At 64.4% G+C, this 21313-nt stretch carries 25 protein-coding genes; 14 read left to right on the forward strand and 11 right to left on the reverse strand.

The annotated features are described in order from the left end of the window. Positions 1 to 81: 81 nt before the first annotated feature. Both G410_RS0105135 and G410_RS0105140 read right to left on the reverse strand, forming a co-directional pair. On the reverse strand, positions 82 to 1599 hold the full coding sequence (locus G410_RS0105135; protein WP_022672580.1) for a M20/M25/M40 family metallo-hydrolase: 1518 nt from the start codon (positions 1597 to 1599) through the stop codon (positions 82 to 84). Continuing rightward, positions 1596 to 2441, reverse strand: coding sequence for an HpcH/HpaI aldolase/citrate lyase family protein (locus G410_RS0105140; protein ID WP_022672581.1), 846 nt, complete (start codon positions 2439 to 2441; stop codon positions 1596 to 1598). Before G410_RS0105140 ends, G410_RS0105135 begins: the two co-directional genes overlap by 4 nt. Before the next feature lie 150 nt (positions 2442 to 2591). Here G410_RS0105140 and G410_RS15745 point away from each other — a divergent pair, with 150 nt between their 5' ends. From G410_RS15745 to G410_RS0105155, 3 genes are all read left to right on the forward strand, one after another. After that, entirely contained in the window at positions 2592 to 3563 is a 972-nt protein-coding gene (locus tag G410_RS15745) for an SPFH domain-containing protein (protein WP_084489033.1), read from the forward strand. Positions 3564 to 3567: 4 nt separating this feature from the next. Further along, the gene (locus tag G410_RS0105150) at positions 3568 to 4020 is read left to right on the forward strand and encodes an NfeD family protein (RefSeq protein ID WP_022672583.1); all 453 of its coding nucleotides are present in this window, start codon (positions 3568 to 3570) and stop codon (positions 4018 to 4020) included. Between the two features lie 128 nt (positions 4021 to 4148). Next, positions 4149 to 4661: a GNAT family N-acetyltransferase gene (locus G410_RS0105155; protein WP_022672584.1), complete on the forward strand. Its 513-nt coding sequence runs from the start codon at positions 4149 to 4151 to the stop codon at positions 4659 to 4661. Here the strand turns inward: G410_RS0105155 and G410_RS0105160 are convergent. Beyond that, entirely contained in the window at positions 4658 to 5125 is a 468-nt protein-coding gene (locus tag G410_RS0105160; RefSeq protein WP_022672585.1) for a MarR family winged helix-turn-helix transcriptional regulator, read from the reverse strand. The genes G410_RS0105155 and G410_RS0105160 overlap by 4 nt on opposite strands. Positions 5126 to 5235: 110 nt before the next feature. On the opposite strand from G410_RS0105160, the gene G410_RS0105165 reads away from it, so the two are divergent. Beyond that, positions 5236 to 5661 carry an Ohr family peroxiredoxin gene (locus G410_RS0105165; RefSeq protein WP_022672586.1) on the forward strand — a complete coding sequence of 142 codons (426 nt, stop codon included), beginning with the start codon at positions 5236 to 5238 and terminating at the stop codon, positions 5659 to 5661. Between the two features lie 125 nt (positions 5662 to 5786). Further along, complete coding sequence (locus G410_RS0105170; RefSeq protein WP_022672587.1) at positions 5787 to 6209, forward strand: DUF3597 family protein; 423 nt, start codon at positions 5787 to 5789, stop codon at positions 6207 to 6209. Here the strand turns inward: G410_RS0105170 and G410_RS0105175 are convergent. Both G410_RS0105175 and G410_RS0105180 read right to left on the reverse strand, forming a co-directional pair. Then, complete coding sequence (locus G410_RS0105175; protein WP_022672588.1) at positions 6206 to 7303, reverse strand: mechanosensitive ion channel family protein; 1098 nt, start codon at positions 7301 to 7303, stop codon at positions 6206 to 6208. The genes G410_RS0105170 and G410_RS0105175 overlap by 4 nt on opposite strands. A gap of 112 nt (positions 7304 to 7415) precedes the next feature. Next, a complete protein-coding gene (locus G410_RS0105180) occupies positions 7416 to 9020 on the reverse strand; it encodes a phosphoenolpyruvate carboxykinase (protein ID WP_022672589.1) in 1605 nt (534 codons plus the stop codon). Positions 9021 to 9298: 278 nt separating this feature from the next. On the opposite strand from G410_RS0105180, the gene G410_RS0105185 reads away from it, so the two are divergent. The 8 genes from G410_RS0105185 (at position 9299) to G410_RS17340 (ending at position 15125) form a co-directional block, all read left to right on the forward strand. Continuing rightward, on the forward strand, positions 9299 to 10009 hold the full coding sequence (locus G410_RS0105185; protein WP_022672590.1) for a response regulator transcription factor: 711 nt from the start codon (positions 9299 to 9301) through the stop codon (positions 10007 to 10009). 34 nt (positions 10010 to 10043) lie between these two features. Further along, positions 10044 to 11546, forward strand: a complete 1503-nt coding sequence (locus G410_RS0105190; protein ID WP_084488988.1) for an ATP-binding protein — start codon at positions 10044 to 10046, stop codon at positions 11544 to 11546. Next, the gene (locus G410_RS0105195; RefSeq protein WP_022672592.1) at positions 11543 to 11995 is read left to right on the forward strand and encodes an HPr kinase/phosphorylase; all 453 of its coding nucleotides are present in this window, start codon (positions 11543 to 11545) and stop codon (positions 11993 to 11995) included. Before G410_RS0105190 ends, G410_RS0105195 begins: the two co-directional genes overlap by 4 nt. Next, positions 11992 to 12954, forward strand: a complete 963-nt coding sequence (gene rapZ / locus G410_RS15750; protein WP_022672593.1) for an RNase adapter RapZ — start codon at positions 11992 to 11994, stop codon at positions 12952 to 12954. The genes G410_RS0105195 and rapZ overlap by 4 nt, the downstream gene beginning before the upstream one ends. Further along, the gene (locus G410_RS0105205; RefSeq protein ID WP_022672594.1) at positions 12951 to 13355 is read left to right on the forward strand and encodes a PTS sugar transporter subunit IIA; all 405 of its coding nucleotides are present in this window, start codon (positions 12951 to 12953) and stop codon (positions 13353 to 13355) included. The genes rapZ and G410_RS0105205 overlap by 4 nt, the downstream gene beginning before the upstream one ends. After that, positions 13352 to 13630 carry an HPr family phosphocarrier protein gene (locus tag G410_RS0105210; protein WP_022672595.1) on the forward strand — a complete coding sequence of 93 codons (279 nt, stop codon included), beginning with the start codon at positions 13352 to 13354 and terminating at the stop codon, positions 13628 to 13630. The genes G410_RS0105205 and G410_RS0105210 overlap by 4 nt, the downstream gene beginning before the upstream one ends. Positions 13631 to 13637: 7 nt before the next feature. Next, the gene (locus tag G410_RS0105215) at positions 13638 to 14447 is read left to right on the forward strand and encodes a TrmH family RNA methyltransferase (RefSeq protein WP_022672596.1); all 810 of its coding nucleotides are present in this window, start codon (positions 13638 to 13640) and stop codon (positions 14445 to 14447) included. A gap of 63 nt (positions 14448 to 14510) precedes the next feature. Beyond that, on the forward strand, positions 14511 to 15125 hold the full coding sequence (locus tag G410_RS17340; RefSeq protein ID WP_022672597.1) for an META domain-containing protein: 615 nt from the start codon (positions 14511 to 14513) through the stop codon (positions 15123 to 15125). A 30-nt stretch (positions 15126 to 15155) separates the two neighbouring features. On the opposite strand, the gene G410_RS0105225 is transcribed toward G410_RS17340, so the two are convergent. From G410_RS0105225 to hrcA, 6 genes are all read right to left on the reverse strand, one after another. Then, on the reverse strand, positions 15156 to 16571 hold the full coding sequence (locus G410_RS0105225) for a DNA recombination protein RmuC (RefSeq protein WP_425411245.1): 1416 nt from the start codon (positions 16569 to 16571) through the stop codon (positions 15156 to 15158). Positions 16572 to 16655: 84 nt separating this feature from the next. Next, positions 16656 to 17090: an energy transducer TonB gene (locus tag G410_RS15760; protein WP_162604075.1), complete on the reverse strand. Its 435-nt coding sequence runs from the start codon at positions 17088 to 17090 to the stop codon at positions 16656 to 16658. A 143-nt stretch (positions 17091 to 17233) separates the two neighbouring features. Further along, positions 17234 to 17887, reverse strand: a complete 654-nt coding sequence (gene fsa, locus G410_RS0105235; protein ID WP_022672600.1) for a fructose-6-phosphate aldolase — start codon at positions 17885 to 17887, stop codon at positions 17234 to 17236. Positions 17888 to 17988: 101 nt separating this feature from the next. After that, entirely contained in the window at positions 17989 to 18696 is a 708-nt protein-coding gene (locus G410_RS15765) for a DUF4197 domain-containing protein (RefSeq protein WP_051137227.1), read from the reverse strand. 102 nt (positions 18697 to 18798) lie between these two features. Then, the gene (grpE, locus tag G410_RS0105245) at positions 18799 to 19374 is read right to left on the reverse strand and encodes a nucleotide exchange factor GrpE (RefSeq protein ID WP_022672602.1); all 576 of its coding nucleotides are present in this window, start codon (positions 19372 to 19374) and stop codon (positions 18799 to 18801) included. 44 nt (positions 19375 to 19418) lie between these two features. Further along, the gene (hrcA, locus tag G410_RS0105250) at positions 19419 to 20462 is read right to left on the reverse strand and encodes a heat-inducible transcriptional repressor HrcA (protein WP_022672603.1); all 1044 of its coding nucleotides are present in this window, start codon (positions 20460 to 20462) and stop codon (positions 19419 to 19421) included. Positions 20463 to 20578: 116 nt separating this feature from the next. Here hrcA and rph point away from each other — a divergent pair, with 116 nt between their 5' ends. After that, on the forward strand, positions 20579 to 21295 hold the full coding sequence (gene rph, locus G410_RS0105255; protein WP_022672604.1) for a ribonuclease PH: 717 nt from the start codon (positions 20579 to 20581) through the stop codon (positions 21293 to 21295). Positions 21296 to 21313: the final 18 nt, after the last annotated feature.

Here is a 21313-nt window from a genome sequence, read left to right on the forward strand (position 1 = left end):
GGCGCGCCGTTTCGCCAGTGCTGCTGTCGGCCGATGCACGATCTTACGGGCACAACCCCAAGTTGGACAGGCAGCGGGCGATCAGCGCTTGGGCGGTTCGCCACGACCCCGCGCCGGATAGCGCTGCTTGTCGCCGAAATAGCGGCCCAGCGCCACGTGCAGATCGGCATCCTCCGCCGCGCCGCCCAGTTCGGTGGCATCGGTCAACGCGTCATCCGGCCCGTGATAGGCGCCGGAGATAAAGGCGTTGAGCTGCGCGCTGTCCGAAAAGGCGCCATTGGCCATCACGGTCGGCACGCCTTGTTCCAGCAGCGCCCAGCCATCCTGCCGCTTGATATAGGCATTGGCGTCGTCGTCCGCGTCGATTTGGCGGCCGAGCGCCTGCGCCACCTTGGCGACATCGCTCGCGATGGGGGTTTCGCCGCGCCCGATGATCGCCAGCGGGCTGCCCGCCGGGCCGATCGCGAGCGTATCGAGATTGAGCGCGGCAACGATTCGGTCGAGCGGTACCGGCGGCTCTTCCACAAAGGCTTTGGCACCGAGCAGCCCCATTTCCTCTCCGGTGGTAGCAAGGACATAGATATCGCGGTCCAGCCGGGGGGCCTGGGCAAAGCGCCTGGCGACCTCGATCAGCACGGCGACGCCGCTGGCATTGTCCACTGCGCCATTGCAGATGCGGTCGGCCGCCTCCGGGCTGCGACAGATGCCGAGATGGTCCCAATGCGCGAGCATCAGCACCGCGCCGGACTTTGGATCGGTGCCGGGCAGTTTGCCGATGACATTATAGCTCGACAGGCGCGCGACGTCGCTGCTGGCGGACAAATCGGCGGTCAGCGCCATCGGCTCGGCCAGCGCTGGATCGGCTTCGGCCCGCAGGCGCGCCTCGGCCAGGGTATCGCCCGTGGCCGCGAACAGCCGCCTCGCCGCATCGTCGCTCATGCCGCCGTAAAAGGCCGGCTGGCGCGCCTGATCGGCCAGCAGCATGCTGGTCTGGCGATACCAGCCGCCACGCAGGCGGGACACCGGATCGCCGGGATCGAAGATCAGCACCACGCCGCTGGCGCCCGCGGCCGCCAGCGCCGCCGCGCGCGCGGCCAGATCGCGATGCTCGCCCGGCGCATGATCGGCCAGCATCACCGCAAGCTTGCCCGACAGATCGGGCGCGGCGGCATCCGCGGCGATACCATAGCCCGTAAAGACCAGCGGCACGCGCTGCAGCGCCGCACTGCGATCCCGGCCCGACAATAGCAGCATCCGTTCCGGGGTCGGCACCGTCTTGCCGTCGCTTGTGTGGAACTGCATGCTGCCGGTCAGCGGTTTGACCGTGACCATGTCCACCGGCGCATACCAGCTGTCGCCCGCCGCGCCCGGTTGCAGCCCGGCGGCGCTCCACTGGCTGGCGATGTAATAGACCGCCTTGCGCCCACCCTCGCTATCGGGCGCGCGGCCTTCCAGCTCGTCGCTTGCCAGATAGGCGATATGCGGGCGCAGATCGTCCGGCGTGATCGACGTCGGTGCCGGCGCAGTCTCGGCAGCCGCCGGCAACGCTGTTCCCAGCAGCAGGCCAGTGATAGCGAGGGACGCCGCGGCGCGCCTCATCGCTGGTCGTCCGCGTGCGGCATCGGTGCCTGTCCGGCGCGGGCGAGCAGTTTCGTCGCCTCCACCACATGCAGGTCCTCGATCATCTCGCCGCGAAAGCGCACTGCCCCGCCCTGCGCCGCCGCGATCAGCGCAGCGGCCCGTTCCAGCGCAGCCTCGTCCGGCGCGAACAGGCGGTTGGTGGTATCGATCTGGGCAGGATGGATCAGCGTCTTGCCGGCAAAACCATAAGCGCGGCCCTGGCGGCATTGCCGCTCCAGCATCTCCGCATCGTCCAGGCGGTTGCACACCCCGTCGAACACCGGCTTCTTTGCCGCCGCGCCCGCCAGCACAATCTGCTGCAGGGCCATTTCCAGCCCCTCGCGGTTCGGCCCGGCCTGCACGCCCAGATCGAGCGCCAGATCATTGGTGCCCGCCAGCAGCCCGGCGACCGGCTCCATTGCCGCGATAGCGCGCGCTTCATACACCGCCGCTGCCGTCTCGATCATCGCCAGCAGGGGCACGGCCAGCCGCCCGTTCAGCGCATCGACCGTGGCGGGTGCCTCCACCTTGGGCAGCACGACATAGTCCAGCGGCAGATCCGCCAGCAGCGCCAGATCGCCATGTTGCCAGTCCGTCCCCACACCGTTGATGCGCAGCGCGATCAGCTTGTCACCGCCAAAGCCGGCGCGGATGGCCCCGGCGGCGATGGCGCGGGCATCGCGCTTGGCATCGGGCGCAACGGCGTCTTCCAGATCGACCACGATCATGTCCGCCGCCAGCCCCGCCGCCTTGTCCAGCGCGCCTTGCCGCCCGCCGGGCACGAACAGCGCCGAACGCACATGCTGGAGCCGAACCGTCATTGCCACATCGTCGCTCCTGCACCGTCTTTGGTCGAATAAAGCTTCCCTTGCGGCACCCTTTGCCGCAAAACATGGGCGTCGCAAAGGGAGGAATTACGGGTGATCTATCTGGTTGGCGCCATCGCGCTTCTGGTTCTGGTCTATGGATTGATGGGCGTGAAGATCGTCCATCAGGGTTTCCATTACACTATCGAGCATTTCGGCCGCTACACCACCACCGCCACCCCCGGCCTCGTCTTCGTGCCGCCCTTTTTCTACGGCGTCGGCCGCAAGGTGAACATGATGGAACAGGTGCTCGACATTCCGGGCCAGGAGATCATCACCAAGGACAACGCCATGATCCAGTGTGACGGCGTGGTGTTCTTCCAGGTGCTCGATGCCCCCAAGGCGGCCTATGAAGTGTCCGACCTCTACAATGCGATCCTGAACCTCACGACCACCAATCTGCGCACCGTGATGGGATCGATGGACCTCGATGAAACCCTGTCCAAGCGCGATCAGATCAACGCGCGACTGCTGCACGTCGTCGACGATGCGACCACGCCCTGGGGCGTCAAGATCACGCGCGTCGAGATCAAGGATATCCGCCCGCCGTCCGATATCGTGGAGGCCATGGCCCGCCAGATGAAGGCCGAGCGGATCAAGCGCGCGCAGATTCTGGACGCCGAGGGCGACCGGGCGTCGAACATCCTGCGCGCCGAGGGTGAGAAGCAGTCCAAGATCCTCGCCGCCGAAGGCCGCCGGGAAGCCGCCTTTCGCGATTCCGAAGCGCGCGAGCGTGAGGCCGAGGCTGAGGCCCGCGCCACACAGGTGGTGTCCGAGGCGATCCGCGACGGCAATCCGCAGGCGCTCAACTATTTCGTGGCGCAGGATTATGTGAAGGCCATCAGCGGCTTTGCCACCTCGCCCAACGCCAAGACCATTCTGTTCCCCGTGGAGGCGACGCAGCTAATCGGCACGATCGGCGGTATCGGCGAGCTGGCGCGCGAGGCGCTGGGCGGCCATGCCGATGCAGCCACGGCCAAGGAAAAGCCATCGCAGATCGTCGCCAGCCCGTTTGCGGCAGAACGCACCCGCGACGGCGGCGGTCTTGCCACCGGCGACGGGCCGCGCGGCAGCTGACCGAATGGACGATATCGATCCCTATCTGCTGTGGATGATCGGCGGCGTGCTGCTGGTCGTGGCGGAAATGCTGGTGCCGGGCATCTATCTGCTGTTCGTCGGCGCCGCCGCCGTGCTGACCGGGGTGGCGACGTGGATGTATGATTTCGGCCCGGTCTTCCAGATCGGCCTGTTCGCGCTGTTTCTGCTCGCCGCGATCCTGATCGGCAACCAAGTCTACAAGCGCAATCCGGTCGCCAGCAGCGATCCCGATCTCAACAACCGCTCGGCCCGGCTGGTCGGCACCTCGGTCACCGTGATCGATGCCGTCAGCGCCAATGGCGGGCGCGTAAAGGTTGGCGACGGTGTCTGGCCCGCACGCGGCCCCGATCTGGCCGTGGGCGAAACGGCCCGCGTCCTGCATGTCGACGGCGGCGTGCTGGTGCTGGAAAAACCGCAAGGCCTGATCGAATCCTGAGCAGTCCCAGATCGCACAGGATATCCCGCGCGAACGATCCCGTTGCGACGAAAACCAACCAAGACCGTCAACAGACCGAACCAACACAGGACTTGGCGCGCCCGGCGCGAGCGGGCAAAAGACGGCGCATGACAGCACCCCTCTCCTTCCGCCCCGCCGATGCATCCGATATCCCGGCGCTGCATGCGCTGATCGAGGGCGCCTATCGCGGAGAGACGGCCCGGCAGGGATGGACGCATGAGGCAGACCTGATCGCCACCCCGCGCACCAGCGCCGAAGAACTGGCCGGGATCATCGCATCGACCGACAGCCGAATGCTGACGGCCTGGCGCGATGGCAGCCTGATCGGCACGGTCCATATCGCGCGCCGCGCGCCCGGCGGGGCCTATCTGGGTATGTTGACGGTCGATCCGGCGGCCCAGGAGGGCGGACTGGGCAAACAGATCCTGGCGCATGCCGAGACGCAGGCGGCGCAGATATTCGGCGCCCGGAGCATGACCATGTGGGTGATCACCGGGCGGCCGGAGCTCATCGCCTTCTACAAGCGGCGCGGCTATGCGCCGACCGGCGAGACCGAGCCTTATCCCGTCCCGCTCGATCCGCCGCTGGAATTTGCGGTCTTGCGCAAGGCGCCGATCTAGCCCGCGCCCTCTTCCACGCCCTTACTTCCCTCCGCGGAAATCAGGGCATCGTGGAAGGCCTTCACCTCCTCGTTGATTTCCTGCAGGCGTTCATTGGTCATGTCGGTGCGGTCCTCCACCATTTCGGCCAGGCATTCGGTCTCTTCCCAGCGGACCTGACCGCGTTCGGTCAGGCGGACGATGATCTGCCGTTCGTCGTCGGGATCGCGTGTCCGGGTCACCATTCCGCCGCTTTCCAGCCTTTTGGCCAGCGGTGTCACGGTACTGGAATCGAGGCTCAATCGCTTCGCGATCGCACCGATGGTCATCCCGTCGTCGGTTTCGTGCAGGGCCTGCAGAACCAGCAACTGCGGAAAGGTGATGCCCAGCCGATCCAGCACCGGCTTATAGACCCGGTTGACCGCCATCGACGTGGCGTAGAGCGAAAAGCAAAGCTGCTGATCGAGTGAAAGCCGTTGGCCCATGAATAAACCCTCTGATGCCGCAACCGGCGGCCATTTGCCTGACGAACAATTTTCTGGACAATCGCCACCGCGATTTATAGTTCTTTATCGCGATAACTAAGGAGTGCGGTGTGACGATCGACGTTAGATACCGAACTATTGCAACAGCAAGCGATGGCCGCAATAGCGTTGTGCGTTCGGAAGATGGCCGAATTGGGCTGAAGCTCTCCGCACCTGAGGAGCTGGGGGGCGCGGGCGGCGCCGGCACCAATTCCACCCAGCTCTTTGCAGCCGGATTCGCCTCCTGTTTCATGATGGCGCTCAAGTCGGCCGGGCGACGATGCGACATGCCGGTGTCGCAGGACACGGCGGTGACGGCACATGTCGGCTTCGGCCCGGACATCGATGGCGGTTTCGGTCTCACGGTCGATCTGGAGGTCTCGCTGCCCAGAATGGAGCGGCGTGATGCGGAAATGCTGATCGAACAGGCCGATGCCCTGTGTTCCTACAGCCGGGCGACCCGTGGCAATGTGCAGGTCGGCTACTCCCTCGCCTGAATGCGGGCGCGAAGGCGAGGCCCTCTCGCCCTGAAATTCATCGCCCGGTCGTTTCCTGTTGGGCGTTCCGACCCAGCAGTGCGTTGCCGATGATATCCCCCATAATGGGGCATCGAAGGAGACGCATGATGAGTATTTTCGGCAAGATGAAAGACGCGATTTTCGGGCAGAAGGACAAGCCCGTCGCCAAGCCGGCCGCCCCCACCGCCAATACCGCACCCCGTCCGGCCGATCCTGCGGTTGCCAAAACGCCCGCAACCGCTCCGGCCCAACCACAGGTGCAAAAGGCCATATCGCAGGACGATGTGGAACAGATGCTGGAAAGCAAACAGGGCAGCGACACGTTGAACTGGCGCACGTCGATCGTGGACCTCATGAAGCTCGTCGGGATCGATCCCAGTCTGGAAAACCGCAAGGAGCTGGCGCAGGAACTCGGTTACACCGGAGAGCGCAACGGCAGCGCCGAGATGAACATGTGGCTGCACGAAAAAGTGATGCAGGAACTGGCGAGCCATGGCGGCCGCGTATCGTCCGACCTGAAGGATTAAGTCGGCGTCATCGATGTTCGCAACGCTCCCTCCGGCTCGACCAGCGCACGATGCCGGGGGAGCGCTTCGGGCATTTCATCGCGGATGAAGGCGAGCATTTTTTCCCGAATGGCGCAGCGCAGATCGAAGGTGCGTGGCGAATTGCTGGCAGTGGCGAGGATCCGCAGCTCGATCGCGTCGGCGGTCATATCGGTCACCTGCACCACCTTGCCGCGCCCGTCGAACAGCGGTTCGTCCGCGATGAAGCTTTCGAAATATGCGCGCAGCCGGTCCACATCGGCGGTCGGATCGAGATAGAAGAACACCGAGCCGAGCAGGCCCGCACCCTTGCGGGTCCAGTTCTGAAACGGCTCTTCCAGGAATTTCGATACCGGCACGATCAGGCGGCGCTCGTCCCACAGCTTGACCACGACATAGGTCAACCGGATATCCTCGATCCATCCCCATTCGTCCGCGATGATCACCGCATCGTCGATCCGGATCGGTTCGGTAAACGCCATCTGGATGCCGGCGATCAGATTTTTGAGCGCAGGCTGCGCCGCCGCGCCGACCGCCAGACCGGCCAGCCCAGCCGAAGCGAGCAAGCTGACGCCGATGCTGCGCACGCTGGGCAGGCTCAGCAGCATCATCGCGACGGTAACGAGCACGATGAGGAAAATGCCGATGCGCACCAGGATGCCGGTGCGGGTGCGCCGGCGGCGCGCTTCCAGATTGTCTTCCACGCTGATATCGGCGTGCAGCTCGACCACCTCGCGCAGGGCCCGCAGGATGGCGATCAGCGTCCAGCCGATCAGCAGGGGCAGCATCAGCCCTTCGATCAGATGCCAGATGTCGACGCTATCCTGGTTCAGCCGCCAGCCGCGCCGGGCGATGCCGACCGCCAGCGCCACGAGCAGCCAGCCGATCGGCTGTTTCAACCGGCGCAGCACGATCTTGTCCGAACGACTTTGCGAACGCGCCGTCAAACGCTGCATCAGTCGAAATAACCCGCCGTGCAGCACAACGGCCAAGCCGGCGGCAATTGCCACGTCGATCAGATGCCGCACGGTAACAGGCAAATTGTCGAACATAGCGGGCAAGGGCACATCGATCATGCCGTAACGATAGGCATGATGAACCTGCGCTGCAACGCAGCATCGGCAGACGCTTTTGGTGGGGTGACGTCCGGAACGCGCAGCCTAGGGCGCGTCCCGAACGTCCGTTTCCTCAGCTCGCGGTCGGTGCGGCTTCCTTCACGCCGTCATCGACATGCGCCTCGAATGGCGCGAAATTGTCGATGAACAGCTTGACCAGCTTGGCCGCCTGATCGTCATAGGCTTCCTTGTCGGCCCAGGTCTCGCGCGGATCGAGGATCGTGCTGTCGACGCCCGGTACGGCAATCGGCACTTCGAACCCGAAGTTCGGATCGGTGCGGAATTCGGCATCGTTCAGGCTACCGTCGAGCGCCGCGTTCAAGAGCGCGCGGGTGGCCTTGATCGGCATGCGGCTGCCGGTACCATATTTGCCGCCGGTCCAGCCGGTGTTGAGCAGCCAGCACTGTACCCCGCCCTTGGCGATCCGCTCCTTCAGCAGATTGCCGTAGATGCTGGGGTGGCGCGGCATGAACGGCGCACCGAAACAAGTGGAGAAGGTGGCTTCCGGCTCGGTCACGCCGATCTCTGTTCCGGCCACCTTTGCGGTATAGCCCGACAGGAAGTGGTACATGGCCTGCTCCGGCGTCAGCCGCGCGATCGGGGGCAGTACGCCAAAAGCGTCGGCGGTCAGCATGATCACATTCTTCGGCACCGGACCGAGATTGTTTTCCGACGTGTTGGGAATGAAGTCGATCGGATAGGCGCCGCGGCTGTTTTCGGCCAGGCTGGCATCGTCCAGATCCAGCGTGCGGGTCTCATCGTCCATGACGACATTTTCCAGCACCGTGCCGAACCGGCGGGTGGTGGCATAAATCTCCGGCTCGGCCTCTTCGCTCAGGCGGATCATCTTGGCATAGCAGCCGCCCTCGAAATTGAAGACCGCGCTGTCGGACCAGCCATGCTCGTCATCGCCGATCAGCGTGCGGCTGGCATCGGCGGACAGCGTGGTCTTGCCGGTGCCGGAGAGACCGAAGAACACGGCGGTGTCGCCATCCGGCCCGATATTGGCGCTGCAATGCATCGGCATCACGCTCTTGGGCGGCAGCAGATAGTTGAGCAGGCCGAACACGCCCTTCTTCATTTCGCCGGCATAACGGGTGCCGCCGATCAGGATCAGTTTCTCGCTGAAATTGACCGCGATCACCGTTTCTCCGCGCGTGCCATGACGCGCCGGGTCCGCCTTGAACGAGGGCAGGTCGATCACGGTATATTCGGGGGAGAAACCGGCCAGCTCGTCCTCGGTCGGGCGGCACAGCATCGTGCGGATGAACAGATTATGCCACGCAAGTTCGTTGATCACGCGCACGGCCACACGATGCTCGGGCTGCGATCCGCCGAACAGGTCCTGGCAATAGAGCCGATCCTTCTGACCCAGCGCCTTGAGAAAATCTTCTTTCAGATTGGCGAAATGCTCCGGCGTCATGGACGCATTATTGTCCCACCAGATCGTGTCCTCGGTCTCGCCATCGCGTACGATGAACTTGTCCTTGGCGGAGCGGCCGGTATGCGCGCCGGTTTCCACCACCAGCGGGCCGTCCTTGGCCAGCCGGCCTTCGCCATGAACGATGGCCGCTTCCACCAGCGCGCCGCGCTGCAGGTTCCAGTGGCACTCGGCCGCAACGGAAAACCCCTGATCGGACAGCGACACATTGGGGGATCGGGACGTGGACTTGGTCATGGGCCTATACTCTTCCTAAGACATGGGCCACGCACGCCCGACCTGCATGACATGCGGTGTCGACGAACCTGGCAGAACATTAGAGGTCTGAGTATGGCGTAGATCAGCTTCCGCGGAGCGTCAATTGTGCGATGCCCCTCTTGTTCCATCACCGTGCATACTGCACTTCGCGCAGCCGGACCTTTGCTTGCAGCCCCGTGCGGCTTCGCGTATCGGCGCTGAACATTAGTGCCGGGTTTTCGTGCGGCAAAGACACCGGATAGGGATGAAAGCGAGACATGGCCGCCACCATCGCGCTGGTCGATGACGACAAGAACATCCTCGCCTCGGTTTCCATCGCGATCCAGGCCGAAGGCTATGTCACGCGCATCTATTCGGACCCGCAGGCCGCGCTGGACGCGCTGGTCGAGACGCCGCCGGACCTGGCCGTGCTGGACGTCAAGATGCCGGGCATGGACGGTCTGGAACTGCTGCGCCGCATTCGCGAAAAGCGCGAATTTCCGGTCATCTTCCTCACCTCCAAGGATGATGAACTGGACGAGGCGCTGGGCCTGGCCATGGGCGCGGACGATTATATCACCAAGCCTTTTTCCCAGCGCCTGCTGCTGGCGCGCATCAAGGCCATCCTGCGCAGGGTCGACTATATGCAGCGCGCGGCCGAAGCGCCCGACGACGGCGCGGCGGGCGAGCCGATGGAGCGCGGCGATCTGGCGATGGACGAGGCCCGGCACGAGGTGCGCTGGAAAGACCAGCCGGTCAGCCTGACCGTGACTGAATTCCTGATCCTGCAGACGCTCGCCACCCGGCCCGGCCTGGTAAAGACCCGCAGCCAGCTGATGGACGCGGCGTATCAGGACGATGTCTATGTCGATGATCGCACCATCGACAGCCACATCAAGCGCCTGCGCCGCAAATTCCGCGAGGTCGACCCGTCGTTCGAGGCGATCGATACGCTGTACGGAGCCGGATATCGCTTCTCAGCCGAATGAGCCGGCCGGCCTAGCGCTGGGCTGGTCGCGGCGCATGTCGCTCACCACGCGCATTCTGGCGGTCAATATCTTTGCCATCGTGCTGCTGGCTGGCGGATTGTTCTTTCTGGACAGCTATCGCTCGCAGCTGCTGGAGATCCGCAGCCAGGCCCTGCTGCGCGAACTGGACAGCGTGGCCCAGGCGCTTGTGCTGCTGCCCGCATCCCGCCGCGATGCCTATCTGACCGAAGTCGCCGTCGCGCTGGAGTCCAGACTGCGTCTATATGATGCCAGCGGCGCCAAGATTGCCGACAGCTTCCTCCTCGCCCCGCCAACCTATGATGTCGCGCAGCGTGATCAGATCCCGCTGCGACGGATCATGGCGCGCGAGATCGATGTCGTTACCGACGCGCTGGTGGGATCGCCCGCCCCGCCCGATTATGTCGATCCACAGCCGGACCGCGCCGATGACTGGCCGGAAATTGCGGCCGCATCGGACATCGGCAGAAGCGTGGCGCGGCAAGGGCCGGACGGTGCCTATGTGCTGAGCGCGGCGCGCCAGACGGCCGACGGTGCGCTGCTGCTGACCACCCGCGCCGCGGATATCCGCGGCATCATCCGCGAGGAGCGGCTCACGATCACGCTGTTCTCCATCGCGGTGCTGCTGGTATCGATCTGGCTGTCGCTTTTTCTGGCGCGTACGATCGTGCGGCCCCTGCGGTTGCTGGCGCGCAATGCGGTCAAGGTACGGCTCGGTTTTGCGCGCGAGGTTTCGATCCCTCGCCTGCCCTCCCGCCGCGACGAGATCGGCATGCTGGCGCGCGCGGTGTCCGATATGTCCAACGCGCTGCGCGGCCGAATCGACGCGACCGAAGCCTTTGCCGCCGATGTGGCACATGAGGTGAAAAATCCGCTCGCCTCGCTGCGGTCCGCGCTGGAGTCCCTCCAGATGGTCACCGATGAGGGTTTGCGCGCGCAACTGTTCGAGATCGCGTCCAGCGATGTGCGGCGGCTGGACCGGTTGATCAGCGATATCAGCGAGGCCAGCCGGGTCGATTCGCAACTGTCGCGCGCCAAGTTCGATCAGATCGATATGGCGCAGATGGTCGCGCAGCTGCTGGACGCCCGGCGGCAGCGCGCCACCGATCCGGATGTGACGCTGCGCTTCGTCGGCCCCGCCGGCGGCACGGCGCTGGTGATGGGGGAGGATGTGCGGCTGGAACGGGTGCTGGAAAATCTGATCGACAATGCCGTCTCCTTCTCACCCACCGGCGGCACGGTGGAGATCCTGGTCAGCAAAACCGCCCGCGAGGTGGTAATCCGGGTGATGGACGAAGGCCCCGGCGTGCCGCCCGATCAACGCGACGCGGTGTTCGAACGCTTTCACAGCCGCCGTCCGGCAGACGAAGCCTTTGGCAAACATAGCGGCCTCGGCCTGGCGATCGCGCGCACGATCATCAACGGTCATCAGGGCAGCATCCAGACGGTCGACCGGTTCGACCGGCAGGGCGGCGCCTGCTTCGAAATCCGCCTGCCACGCGCCGATCCGCCAGCATGACCGGCCAGGAGCAGATCCATGGGACCGCCATCGCGCTGAACGGGCGCGGCGTGCTGCTGCTGGGAAAGCCCGGTTCCGGCAAATCCGATCTGGCGCTGCGGCTGATCGACCGCGGGGCGCTGCTGATCGCGGACGATCAGGTCTGTCTGCGCCGGGAAGACGACGCCCTCCTCCTCTTCGGCCCCGGGATCTTGTCCGGACGGATCGAACTGCGCGGGATCGGCCTGCTTTCCGCCCCCCATCTTGCCGCTGCGCCGATGATGATGGCGGCGCTTTGCGATCAGCCGGTGGAGCGCCTGCCCCATGCCGAATATCGCCACTGGCTGGGTCTGCGCCGTCCGGTCATCCGGCTTGCCCCGTTCGAGGGCAGCGCGCCGATCAAGCTGGAATGGGCGCTACGCGGGCTGGTTGACGCGGCAACAAGCACGTCTAAACAGGTCGAGGAATGAGCAAGCCTGCCACCCCCACCACGATCCTGCTGGTCACCGGCCTGTCTGGCGCGGGCAAGACCACCGCGCTTAATCAGCTGGAAGATCTGGGGTGGGAGACGATCGACAATCTGCCGCTGCGTCTGGTCGGCCGCCTGCTCAAGATGCCGCGCGGCCAGGGCCAGGCGGAGGGCAATCTGCCGCTGGCGCTGGGGTTCGACAGCCGCACGCGCGGGTTCAGCCCGCAGCAACTGATCGAGCAGGTGAAAAAGCTGCAGGAAAGCGGCGACATAGCCATCTCGACGCTATTTCTGGATTGTCAGGGAAGCGAGCTTGGCCGCCGGTTCGCCGAAACGCGGCGGCCGCATCCGTTGGCGCATGATCGCCCGGCGGCGGACGGCATCGCCCAGGAACGCTCGATCATGCAGCCGCTCCGGCGCTGGTCGGACATGGTGATCGATACGACCAATCTGGCCGTCAACAACCTCAAGACCCTGATGCGCGAACGCTTCGATCAGGGCTATGCGCGCGGCACCACCCTTTCGGTTACCAGCTTCGGCTTCTCGCGCGGGGTGCCGCACAATGCCGATCTGATCTTCGACCTGCGGTTCCTGCGCAATCCGCACTGGGTGCCGGACTTGCGCGCGCAGACGGGCCAGGATGCGCCGGTGTGCGACTATGTGATCGCCGATCCCGCCTTCGATGAGGCTTTTGCCAAAATTCGCGATCTGGTGCTGTTTTTGCTCCCGAAATATGAAGCGGAAGCCAAGGCCTATGTGAATATCGCCTTTGGCTGCACCGGTGGCCGGCATCGTTCGGTCTGTTTTACGGAAGTTTTTGCCGACATGTTGCGCGGGCAAGGCTATGCGCCGTCGGTCGATCATCGCGATCTTGGGTCACGGCCGGTCGACAGCCTGGAAAATCTACGGCGCGGCGATCATGACGATTCGCCGCCCAGCAAGGAAATGCAGCCATCATGATCGGTATCGTCCTGGTCACCCACGGCAATCTGGCGACCGAGTTTCGCGTGGCCATGCAACATGTTGTCGGCCGGCAGGAGGGCATTGCCACCATCTGCATCGGGCCGAACGACGATATGGAGATGCGCCGCCGGGAAATCGGTGAAGCCGTGGCCGAAGTCGACACCGGCAAGGGCACCATCATCCTGACCGATCTATTCGGCGGTACCCCGTCCAACCTTGCGATCTCGCTGCTGGAAAAGGGCAAGATCGAGGTGATCGCCGGGGTCAACCTGCCGATGCTGATCCGGCTGGACAGCGCGCGCCGTAATCTGCCGATTGCCGAGGCTATCACCGCCGCGCGCGACGCCGGGCGCAAATATATCTCCGTTGCATCCGAACTTCTGGATTCCGATAAATGAGCGAACATGCCCAGCGCACCGTCACCATTTGCAATGACAAGGGCCTGCACGCGCGGGCCAGCGCCAAGTTCGTCGGGCTGGTCGCGCGGCTGCCGGACGATGTGGCGGTCGAGGTATCGAAAGACGGCCATGGCGTGCCGGGCGGATCGATCATGGGACTGATGATGCTGGGGGCCGGCAAGGGCAGCGATATCCAGATCACCGTCGACGGACCGGATGCGGAGCGCATTGCCGACAAGCTGGTCGGTCTGGTGATGGACGGGTTCGGCGAATAGCCCTGCGATGATCGAACGGCGTATCATCACCGGGTTTTCCAACCCGACGGTCAAACATATCCGGTCCCTGCGCGACAAGAAGCACCGCCGCCGTGAGGGTCGCTTTCTGGCGGAGGGCCTGCGCATTTTGACCGAGGCGCTGGAAGCCGGTCATGTACCCGAAACGCTGATCCTGTCTGACCGGGCCGAGCCGCATCCGCTGATCGACGCGCTGGAAGCGGCCGTAGACGCGCGCGGCGGAGAAGTGATCGAGACCTCGGTCGATATTCTGGAAAAACTTTCGGGCAAGTCCAATCCGCAGACGGTGCTGGGCGTGTTTGCCGATCTGCCGACGGCGCTGGACGCGCTGGACCGCAACGCGTCCCCAATCTGGCTGGTGGCGCAGGAAATTCGCGATCCGGGCAATCTGGGCACCATGCTGCGCACCGGCGATGCGGTCGGCGCGGGCGGGCTGATCCTGCTGGATGATTGCACCGATCCTTTTTCCGTCGAGTCGGTGCGCGCCAGCATGGGCGCGCTGTTCACGCAGCACATTGCGCGGGCCAATGGCGCCGATTTCCTCGCCTGGCTGCGCGCGGGGCCGGGCCAGCTGGTCGGCACCAGTCTGCAGACCGAGACCGATTATCAGACGCCCGGTTATGCGCCGCCAGTATTCATCCTGACCGGCAATGAGGCGCGCGGCCTGCCCGACGATTATGAAGCGGCCTGCGATCTGCTGGTACGCATGCCGATGATGGGCAAGGCCGACAGCCTGAACGCCGCCGTGGCCACTGCGGTGATGGCCTATGAGGTGCTGAACCAGCTACGCCGTAGCTGACCCGGCAGAACATGCCGTGGAAGCATGCCGGAACGGTTCCGGAGCCGGAACGTTTTACGCGCCATGACATCATTCTCCGCTATCCGCTCCGCCGCCCTGCTCTCCACCGCCGCGCTTCTGCTGTCAGGCTGCCAGGGCTTCGGCCCCAATGCGGGCGGCTATGACGATGGCTATGGCCAATATCCCGCCAATGATCGCTATGGCTATCCGGAGGCGCCCGGCGGCGGATACCCTGCGGACAATGATGCGGGCTATTATGGGGACGAGAATGCGCCACCGCCCGCACCGCAGGCGGGGCAGGCCTATGGCGCGCAAAGCCTGGCCGGCACGCGCTGGCGCATTGTATCCATCAACGGCTTGCCCGTGGAAAGCCCCGAGGCGACCCTCGATTTCTCCGCCAACAGCGTGAGCGGCACGACCGGCTGCAATCGCTTTTCCGCCAATTATGTTCGCGATGGCATGGCCATCAGCTTCGGCCCGGTCCGCAACACGCGGATGGCGTGCGAACCGCGTCTGATGGGTCAGGAACGGGCCTTTATAGATCTGCTCGATGCTGCCGAAGCGCAGCCCGTCGGCAATCGGTATCGCCGCCTCGGCGCGGTGCGCTATACCCCCAATGGCGACATGATCCTTTCGACCCCGGATAGCCGGGCAGCGTTGCTGACCCCGGCTTATTGATCCGCGAAGGCGCTGAGGGTTGGCTCGGCGTTATTCAGCCGCGGCCTTGGTGTCCTGCGCCTGCTCCACCTCGCCGTAGCGCGGCAACGCATCGAGTTCCGGCACGTCCTCCAGTTCCTTCTTTCCGGTTTCGATATTCAGATCCCTGAACCGCCTGCCGGTCGCCAGCACATTGCGCTCAAAACTGCCGACGAACTTGTTGTAATTGCCGACCGCGCTGTTGAGGCCTGAACCCATGCGTTTCAGATGCTCCGCTGCCGTGGCCAACCGCTCGTACATTTCCTTGCCGAGCTGCCCGATCTGCTTGGCCTCCCGCGCGAGACCGTCCTGCCGCCACACGTCAGCCACCGTGCGCGCAATCGCAACCAGGTTCGTAGGTGTGGCGAGCAAAATCTTCTTTTCAAACGCATAATTCCAGAGATCAGGTTGATGCTCCAACGCGGCGGCCAGGAAATGTTCGCCCGGCACGAACATCACCACAAAGTCCGGCGATTCTTCGAACTGATCCCAATAAGCCTTGCGACTGAGGCCATCGATATGGTTCTTCATCGACACGCAATGGCGCGTCATGAAGGCAGCCCGCGTATCTTCATCCTCCGCCCCAAATGCATCCTGATAATCGTTGAGCGACACCTTGGCATCGATCACCAGCGATCGTCCCCCAGGGATTTTCACCACGGCATCCGGCCGCAGCCGACCGTCTTCGGTCGTTATGCTGTGTTCCAGTACGAAATCGGTATGTTCGGCCAGTCCGCAGGTCTCCAGCACATTTTTCAGCTGCTGCTCGCCCCAGCGCCCGCGCGCCTTGGGAGCGTTGCGCAGGCTGTTGACCAGCCGCGCCGCCTCATTCTGCACGCGCTGCTGGCCTTCCTTCATCTCGCCGATCAGGCCGGTGAGCGTGCCATAGGCCTCGGTCCGCTCTTTCTCGATCTTGCCGACCTGCTCCTCATAGCTTTTCAGCCGCTCGCCGACCGGCGCCAGCAACTGCTTGATCTTTTCCTCATTGCGGTCGCCCTGCTGGTTGAAGCGTTCGTCCGCACGCTTGAGGAAACGCTCCTGCGCCTCGCCGAGCAGCTTGCCGCCAATTTCGCTGAACTGCGCGCTGAGCGCCTTCTTCGCATCCTCATTGATCTCGCGAAGCTCCTGCAGGCGTAGCTTATAGGCGTTTTCGCGTTCCTCCTGCCCGGCTTTCAGGCTGGCCAGCTCATGCCGGTCCCCTTCCGCCCGGTCCCGCACATTCTGAAGCTCCGCGCGCACCCCGGACATTTCGCCGCGCACATTGCCGAGTTCCGCCTTGGCGTCATCACGCTCGCGCGACACGCCGTCCAATTGCAACCGGAGCAGCTCCAGCGCCGCCTTGCCATCGTCCCCGCCGCGCTTGGCCAGCGCCCAGCCGAGCACCGCGCCAAGCAGAAGCGCGACGATGACGGCAGTGATGGTAATGATCGGGTCCAAAACATGACTCCTGAAGAACAGATAAGGAACGCTAGCGCTGCGTAGCGTTAAGCGCAAGGACCGCCATCATGACGCCTAGTCCGGAATTTCCCAGCGTATGGCGTTGGACCATAAGGCGCCGCTCGGTGTCGGTTCGAACCGTGCCCGCTGCAGCAAAGCAAAGCAGGTCGCCTCATCCAGATCGGCGTGACCGCTGCCGACGCGGACGGCACAGGCAAAGGGTTTGCCATCCGGATCGATGCGCAGATCGATCTCGGTCACACCCTGCCGTTCCTCGCGCAGTGCACGCGCCGGATAATCCTCCGGACGCACCCACCGGCCCGGATTGCCGATCGGCACTGCCGCTTCCCCGGCCCGTGGCGGGGTGAGCGGCACATCATAATCAGCCGCGCTCAGATAGCGCCCGTCTGCAAGCGGGTCCGGCTTGCGCAGCTCCTGCCAGGCGATGGGCGCCATCGCGAGCGCAACCGGAACGAGGAAGGCGGCCCATTTGCGCCAATTGGACGCCATCGCGGCCATCCGACAACGGGTGCAGACATGGGCTCGGTCGTCGCCGGACGGGACACCGGTAAGATCGGCGCGCCGCTGCGTGCCAACCAGGCCCCCGTCCAGCCGCCGTCCGCAACTTTGGCAGCTTCGCGCCACCAATGTGGTCAGCCGATCGACTGACCGGTGGCTTCCCAGTCCTTCATGAAGGCAGCGATGCCATTGTCGGTCAGCACATGCTTGAACAGACCGCGAATGACGGCGGGCGGCATGGTCGCCACGTCCGCACCGATGCGCGCGCTTTCCAGCACATGGATCGGGTGCCGGATGGAGGCGACCAGAATTTCCGTCTCGAACAGATAATTGTCGTAGATCAGGCGGATATCGTCGATCAGCTTCATGCCGTCGAACCCGTTATCGTCATGCCGGCCAACGAAGGGCGAGATGAAGCTGGCCCCGGCCTTGGCCGCCAGCAGCGCCTGATTGGCCGAGAAGCACAGCGTGACATTCACCAGCGTGCCGTCTTCGGTCAGCTTCTTGCAGGTCTTCAAGCCGTCCATGGTGAGCGGCACCTTGATGCAGACATTGTCCGCAATCTTGCGCAGCGTTTCCGCTTCACGCATCATGCCGTCATGATCCAGTGCGACGACTTCGGCGCTCACCGGCCCGTCGACCAGTCCGCAGATCTCGGCCACCACTTCCTTGAAATCGCGCCCCGCCTTTTTGATCAGCGACGGATTGGTGGTGACCCCGTCGAGCAGGCCGGTCTCGGCAAGATCGGCGATTTCGGCGGTGTCTGCGGTGTCGACGAAGAATTTCATGTGGCTGCGCTCCGGCTCTGTCTGTGTTGAAGCCAAGCTTAGGCGTTGCCGCCCGCGCTGTCAGGTTCGATGCACAGAAAGCTGTGGAAAAAAGCTGCGCGCTAGAGCGCGCCGCCTATTCCCAACGCGCCGATCAGCAGCGGATCATTGGTCGCGCGGGGATTGGCGCGGATGCTGGCTTCTTCCCGTCCAATGGCGCTCCAGATGACATTGTCGGCCGACCGCGCGACGCTGCTCGCAATCCCCTGCACATCCACTCCGCTGACTGCGCGGATGGCCTGGGAGACCACATCATTTTGCGCCAGCCGCAGGGCGCCGCCGATTTCCGGCACCATCGCGGTGATCAGCGCGGTGCCCAGCCGTCCGCGCAAAAAACCGGTGGCCGCCTGCGGGCCGCCGCGCAGGATGGCGGTGGCATCGGTGAAACTGGCATTGCGAATCGCGTCGGTCACCAGCGGCGCGGCGCGCTGGGCGCCTTCATAGGCGGCGATGTTGAGCTGCCGTTGCAACTGATTGCGAAACGCGGCGCTGCGCAGGACTGCTCCGATGATCGCCCCGCCCTGGCCGAACTGATCCGGCAGTGGAATACGGTCCAGCTCATTGTCGTAAAAGCCGCCTGGCTGCAGCAGCTGCGCAAAAGCGTTCTGCGAACTCAAGGTGAGGAGGCGGCGCACCGCCTCGTTCAGGCTGAAGCCCGGCAGCGACTGACAGCCTGGCAGCAGCAACGCCGCTGACGCCATGATGCCGCCGCCGATAAAGGCACGGCGGCGGACGGGGGTGTCGAAGGCGACTGCACCTGGCTGGGACATGGAAAAACGCTCCTGATTGTTACGCTGCGGCAACGTCCGGCGCGCGCCATATGTTCCCGGCTGCCCCCGCCCCTCAACGGGGCGGGCGTGCCGTCGCCAGCGTTATTCGGCCTTCTTGGCCACGCCCACCAGCGCGGGCCGCAGCAGGCGATCCTTGATCATATAACCGGCCTGAATTTCCTGCACGACCGTGCCGGGTTCTTCATCGCTCGGAATTTCCATCATGGCCTGGTGCATATTGGGATCGAGCGGCAGGCCCTTGGCGGCAACGCGGGTGATGCCATGCTTCTTGAACACGCTTTCCAGCTCCCGGCCCGTCGCCTCGATGCCGGTGATCAGGCCGCGCCATTTTTCCTCATCCCGCACTTCGCTTGGAATGGCATCCAGCGCGCGCTGCAGATTGTCGTTCACGGACAGCACGTCGCGTGCAAAACCGGTGGCGGCATAGTTGCGCGCATCGGCCGCATCCTTTTCCGCGCGGCGGCGGACATTCTGCGTCTCGGCCTGGGCGTAAAGGACATTCTGCTTGGCTTCGGCGATCTGCTTTTCCAGCTCGGCCAGCCGATCATGCTCCTGCAATTCCGGCGCCTCTTCTGCCGTTTCCTCGCGCAATTCCTCGGGCACGCCCTTCAGTTCTGCTTCCTGCTCGGCAGTGTCGCGATCATTCTGTTCAGCCATGGGGTCTCTCAAATCTCTCGAAAAAATTGGGGGAGCGCGGACGGTCAGTCGACGAGACGCGACAGCGCCCGCGCGGTAAAGTCCACCATGGGCACGATCCGCCCATAGTTCAAGCGCGTGGGGCCGATCACGCCGACCACGCCGACGATGCGCCCGGCGCTGTCCTTATAGGGAGAAGCGATGACCGATGAGCCGCTGAGCGAGAACAGCTTGTTCTCCGAACCGATGAATATCTTGGTCGCCTTGGCTTCGCGCGCGCTGTCGATCAGCCGGGCGATCTCTTCCTCGCTTTCGATCTCGTCGAGCAACTGGCGCACCCGGTCCAGATCGGCGGCGCTGCTTTCATCCAGCAGCCGAGCCTGTCCGCGCACGATGAGCACGGGGCGGTCGCCGCCGTCGAGGCTCCATGTGGCCAGCCCCTCGCGTACCAGCGCCGCGCTGGCGCGGTCCAGCGCGTCCCGGCGATCGCGGATATCGCCGTCGATCCGCTCCATCGCGGCGGACAGGGTCATGCCCGCCAGATGCTGCGTGAGATAGTTGGACGCCTCGATCAACGCAGCGTCGGTCACGCCGGGCGGCGGATCGACGATGCGGTTTTCCACCGTGCCGTCTTCGCCCACCAGTATGACGAGCAACTGCGTCTCGGACAGGCGGGCGAAACCGAATTGCTTCAGCCGCGGCTCCCGCTTGGGCACCTGCACGATGCCGGCGCAGCTCGACAGGCCGGAGAGCATGGCGGTCGCCTGTGCCAGCGCCTGCTCGATCGGCCCGGACCCGCTGAGCTGCGATTCGATGGCCTGGCGCTCGTCTTCGGACGGTTCGGCCACCTGCATCATGCCGTCCACGAACAGACGCAGGCCCAGATCGGTCGGCAGTCGTCCGGCGCTGGTGTGCGGCGCGGCGAGCAGGCCCAGCTCTTCCAGGTCCTGCATCACATTGCGGATCGTGGCCGGCGACAGGTTCAGGTCGGAGGCACGGCTGATGGTGCGCGATCCGACCGGCTGGCCGCTTTCCAGATAGGCCTCGACCACGCTGCGAAAAATGTCGCGCGTGCGGTCGGTCAATTCGGTGATGGGCGGCGTGGACATGCCTGCCAATCTAGTCGCTAGGCGGCGCAATGCCAAATTGCATCGTATCGGCGCGATGCACTGGCCACCGGCCCCGCGCATGCCTAAGGCGCTTCCCATCATTACAGGAGATTCCCATGCGCCCCTCTTCCCGCGCTGCCGACGAAATGCGTAGCCTCAGTTTCGAGACGAATTTTACCAAACATGCGGAGGGCAGCGTCCTCGTCAGCTTCGGCGATACGCGGGTGCTCTGCACCGCCAGCGTGGAAGACCGCTTGCCGCCATGGATGCGCGGCAAGGGCGAAGGCTGGGTCACCGCCGAATATTCCATGCTGCCCCGCGCCACGCACACGCGCGGCATGCGGGAAGCGGCCAAGGGCAAACAGTCCGGCCGCACGCAGGAAATTCAGCGGCTTATCGGGCGTAGCTTGCGCTCGGTCGTAGATATGAAGAAGCTCGGCGAACATCAGATTACGCTCGATTGCGATGTGATCCAGGCCGATGGCGGCACCCGCACCGCGTCGATCAGCGGCGCCTGGGTGGCGATGCGCATGGCCGTCGACGGGCTGCTCAAGCGCGGCATGATCGCACAGGACCCGATCGAGGCAAAAATCGCCGCCGTCAGCTGCGGCATCTACAAGGGCACGCCGGTGCTCGACCTGGACTATATCGAGGACAGCAACGCCGATGCCGATGCCAATTTCGTGCTGATCGAAGGCGGCCGCATCGCCGAGGTGCAGGCCACCGCCGAAGGCGCGACCTATGATGAGGAAGGCCTGCTGCGCCTTCTGCGCCTCGCCAAAATGGGTTGCGAGGACATTTTCAAGGCGCAGGAAGCGGCCATAAAGGGCTGACCCTTTCGAACATTCATG

Origin of the sequence: Novosphingopyxis baekryungensis DSM 16222 (genome assembly GCF_000420305.1) — a bacterium.
Lineage (GTDB): Bacteria > Pseudomonadota > Alphaproteobacteria > Sphingomonadales > Sphingomonadaceae > Novosphingopyxis > Novosphingopyxis baekryungensis.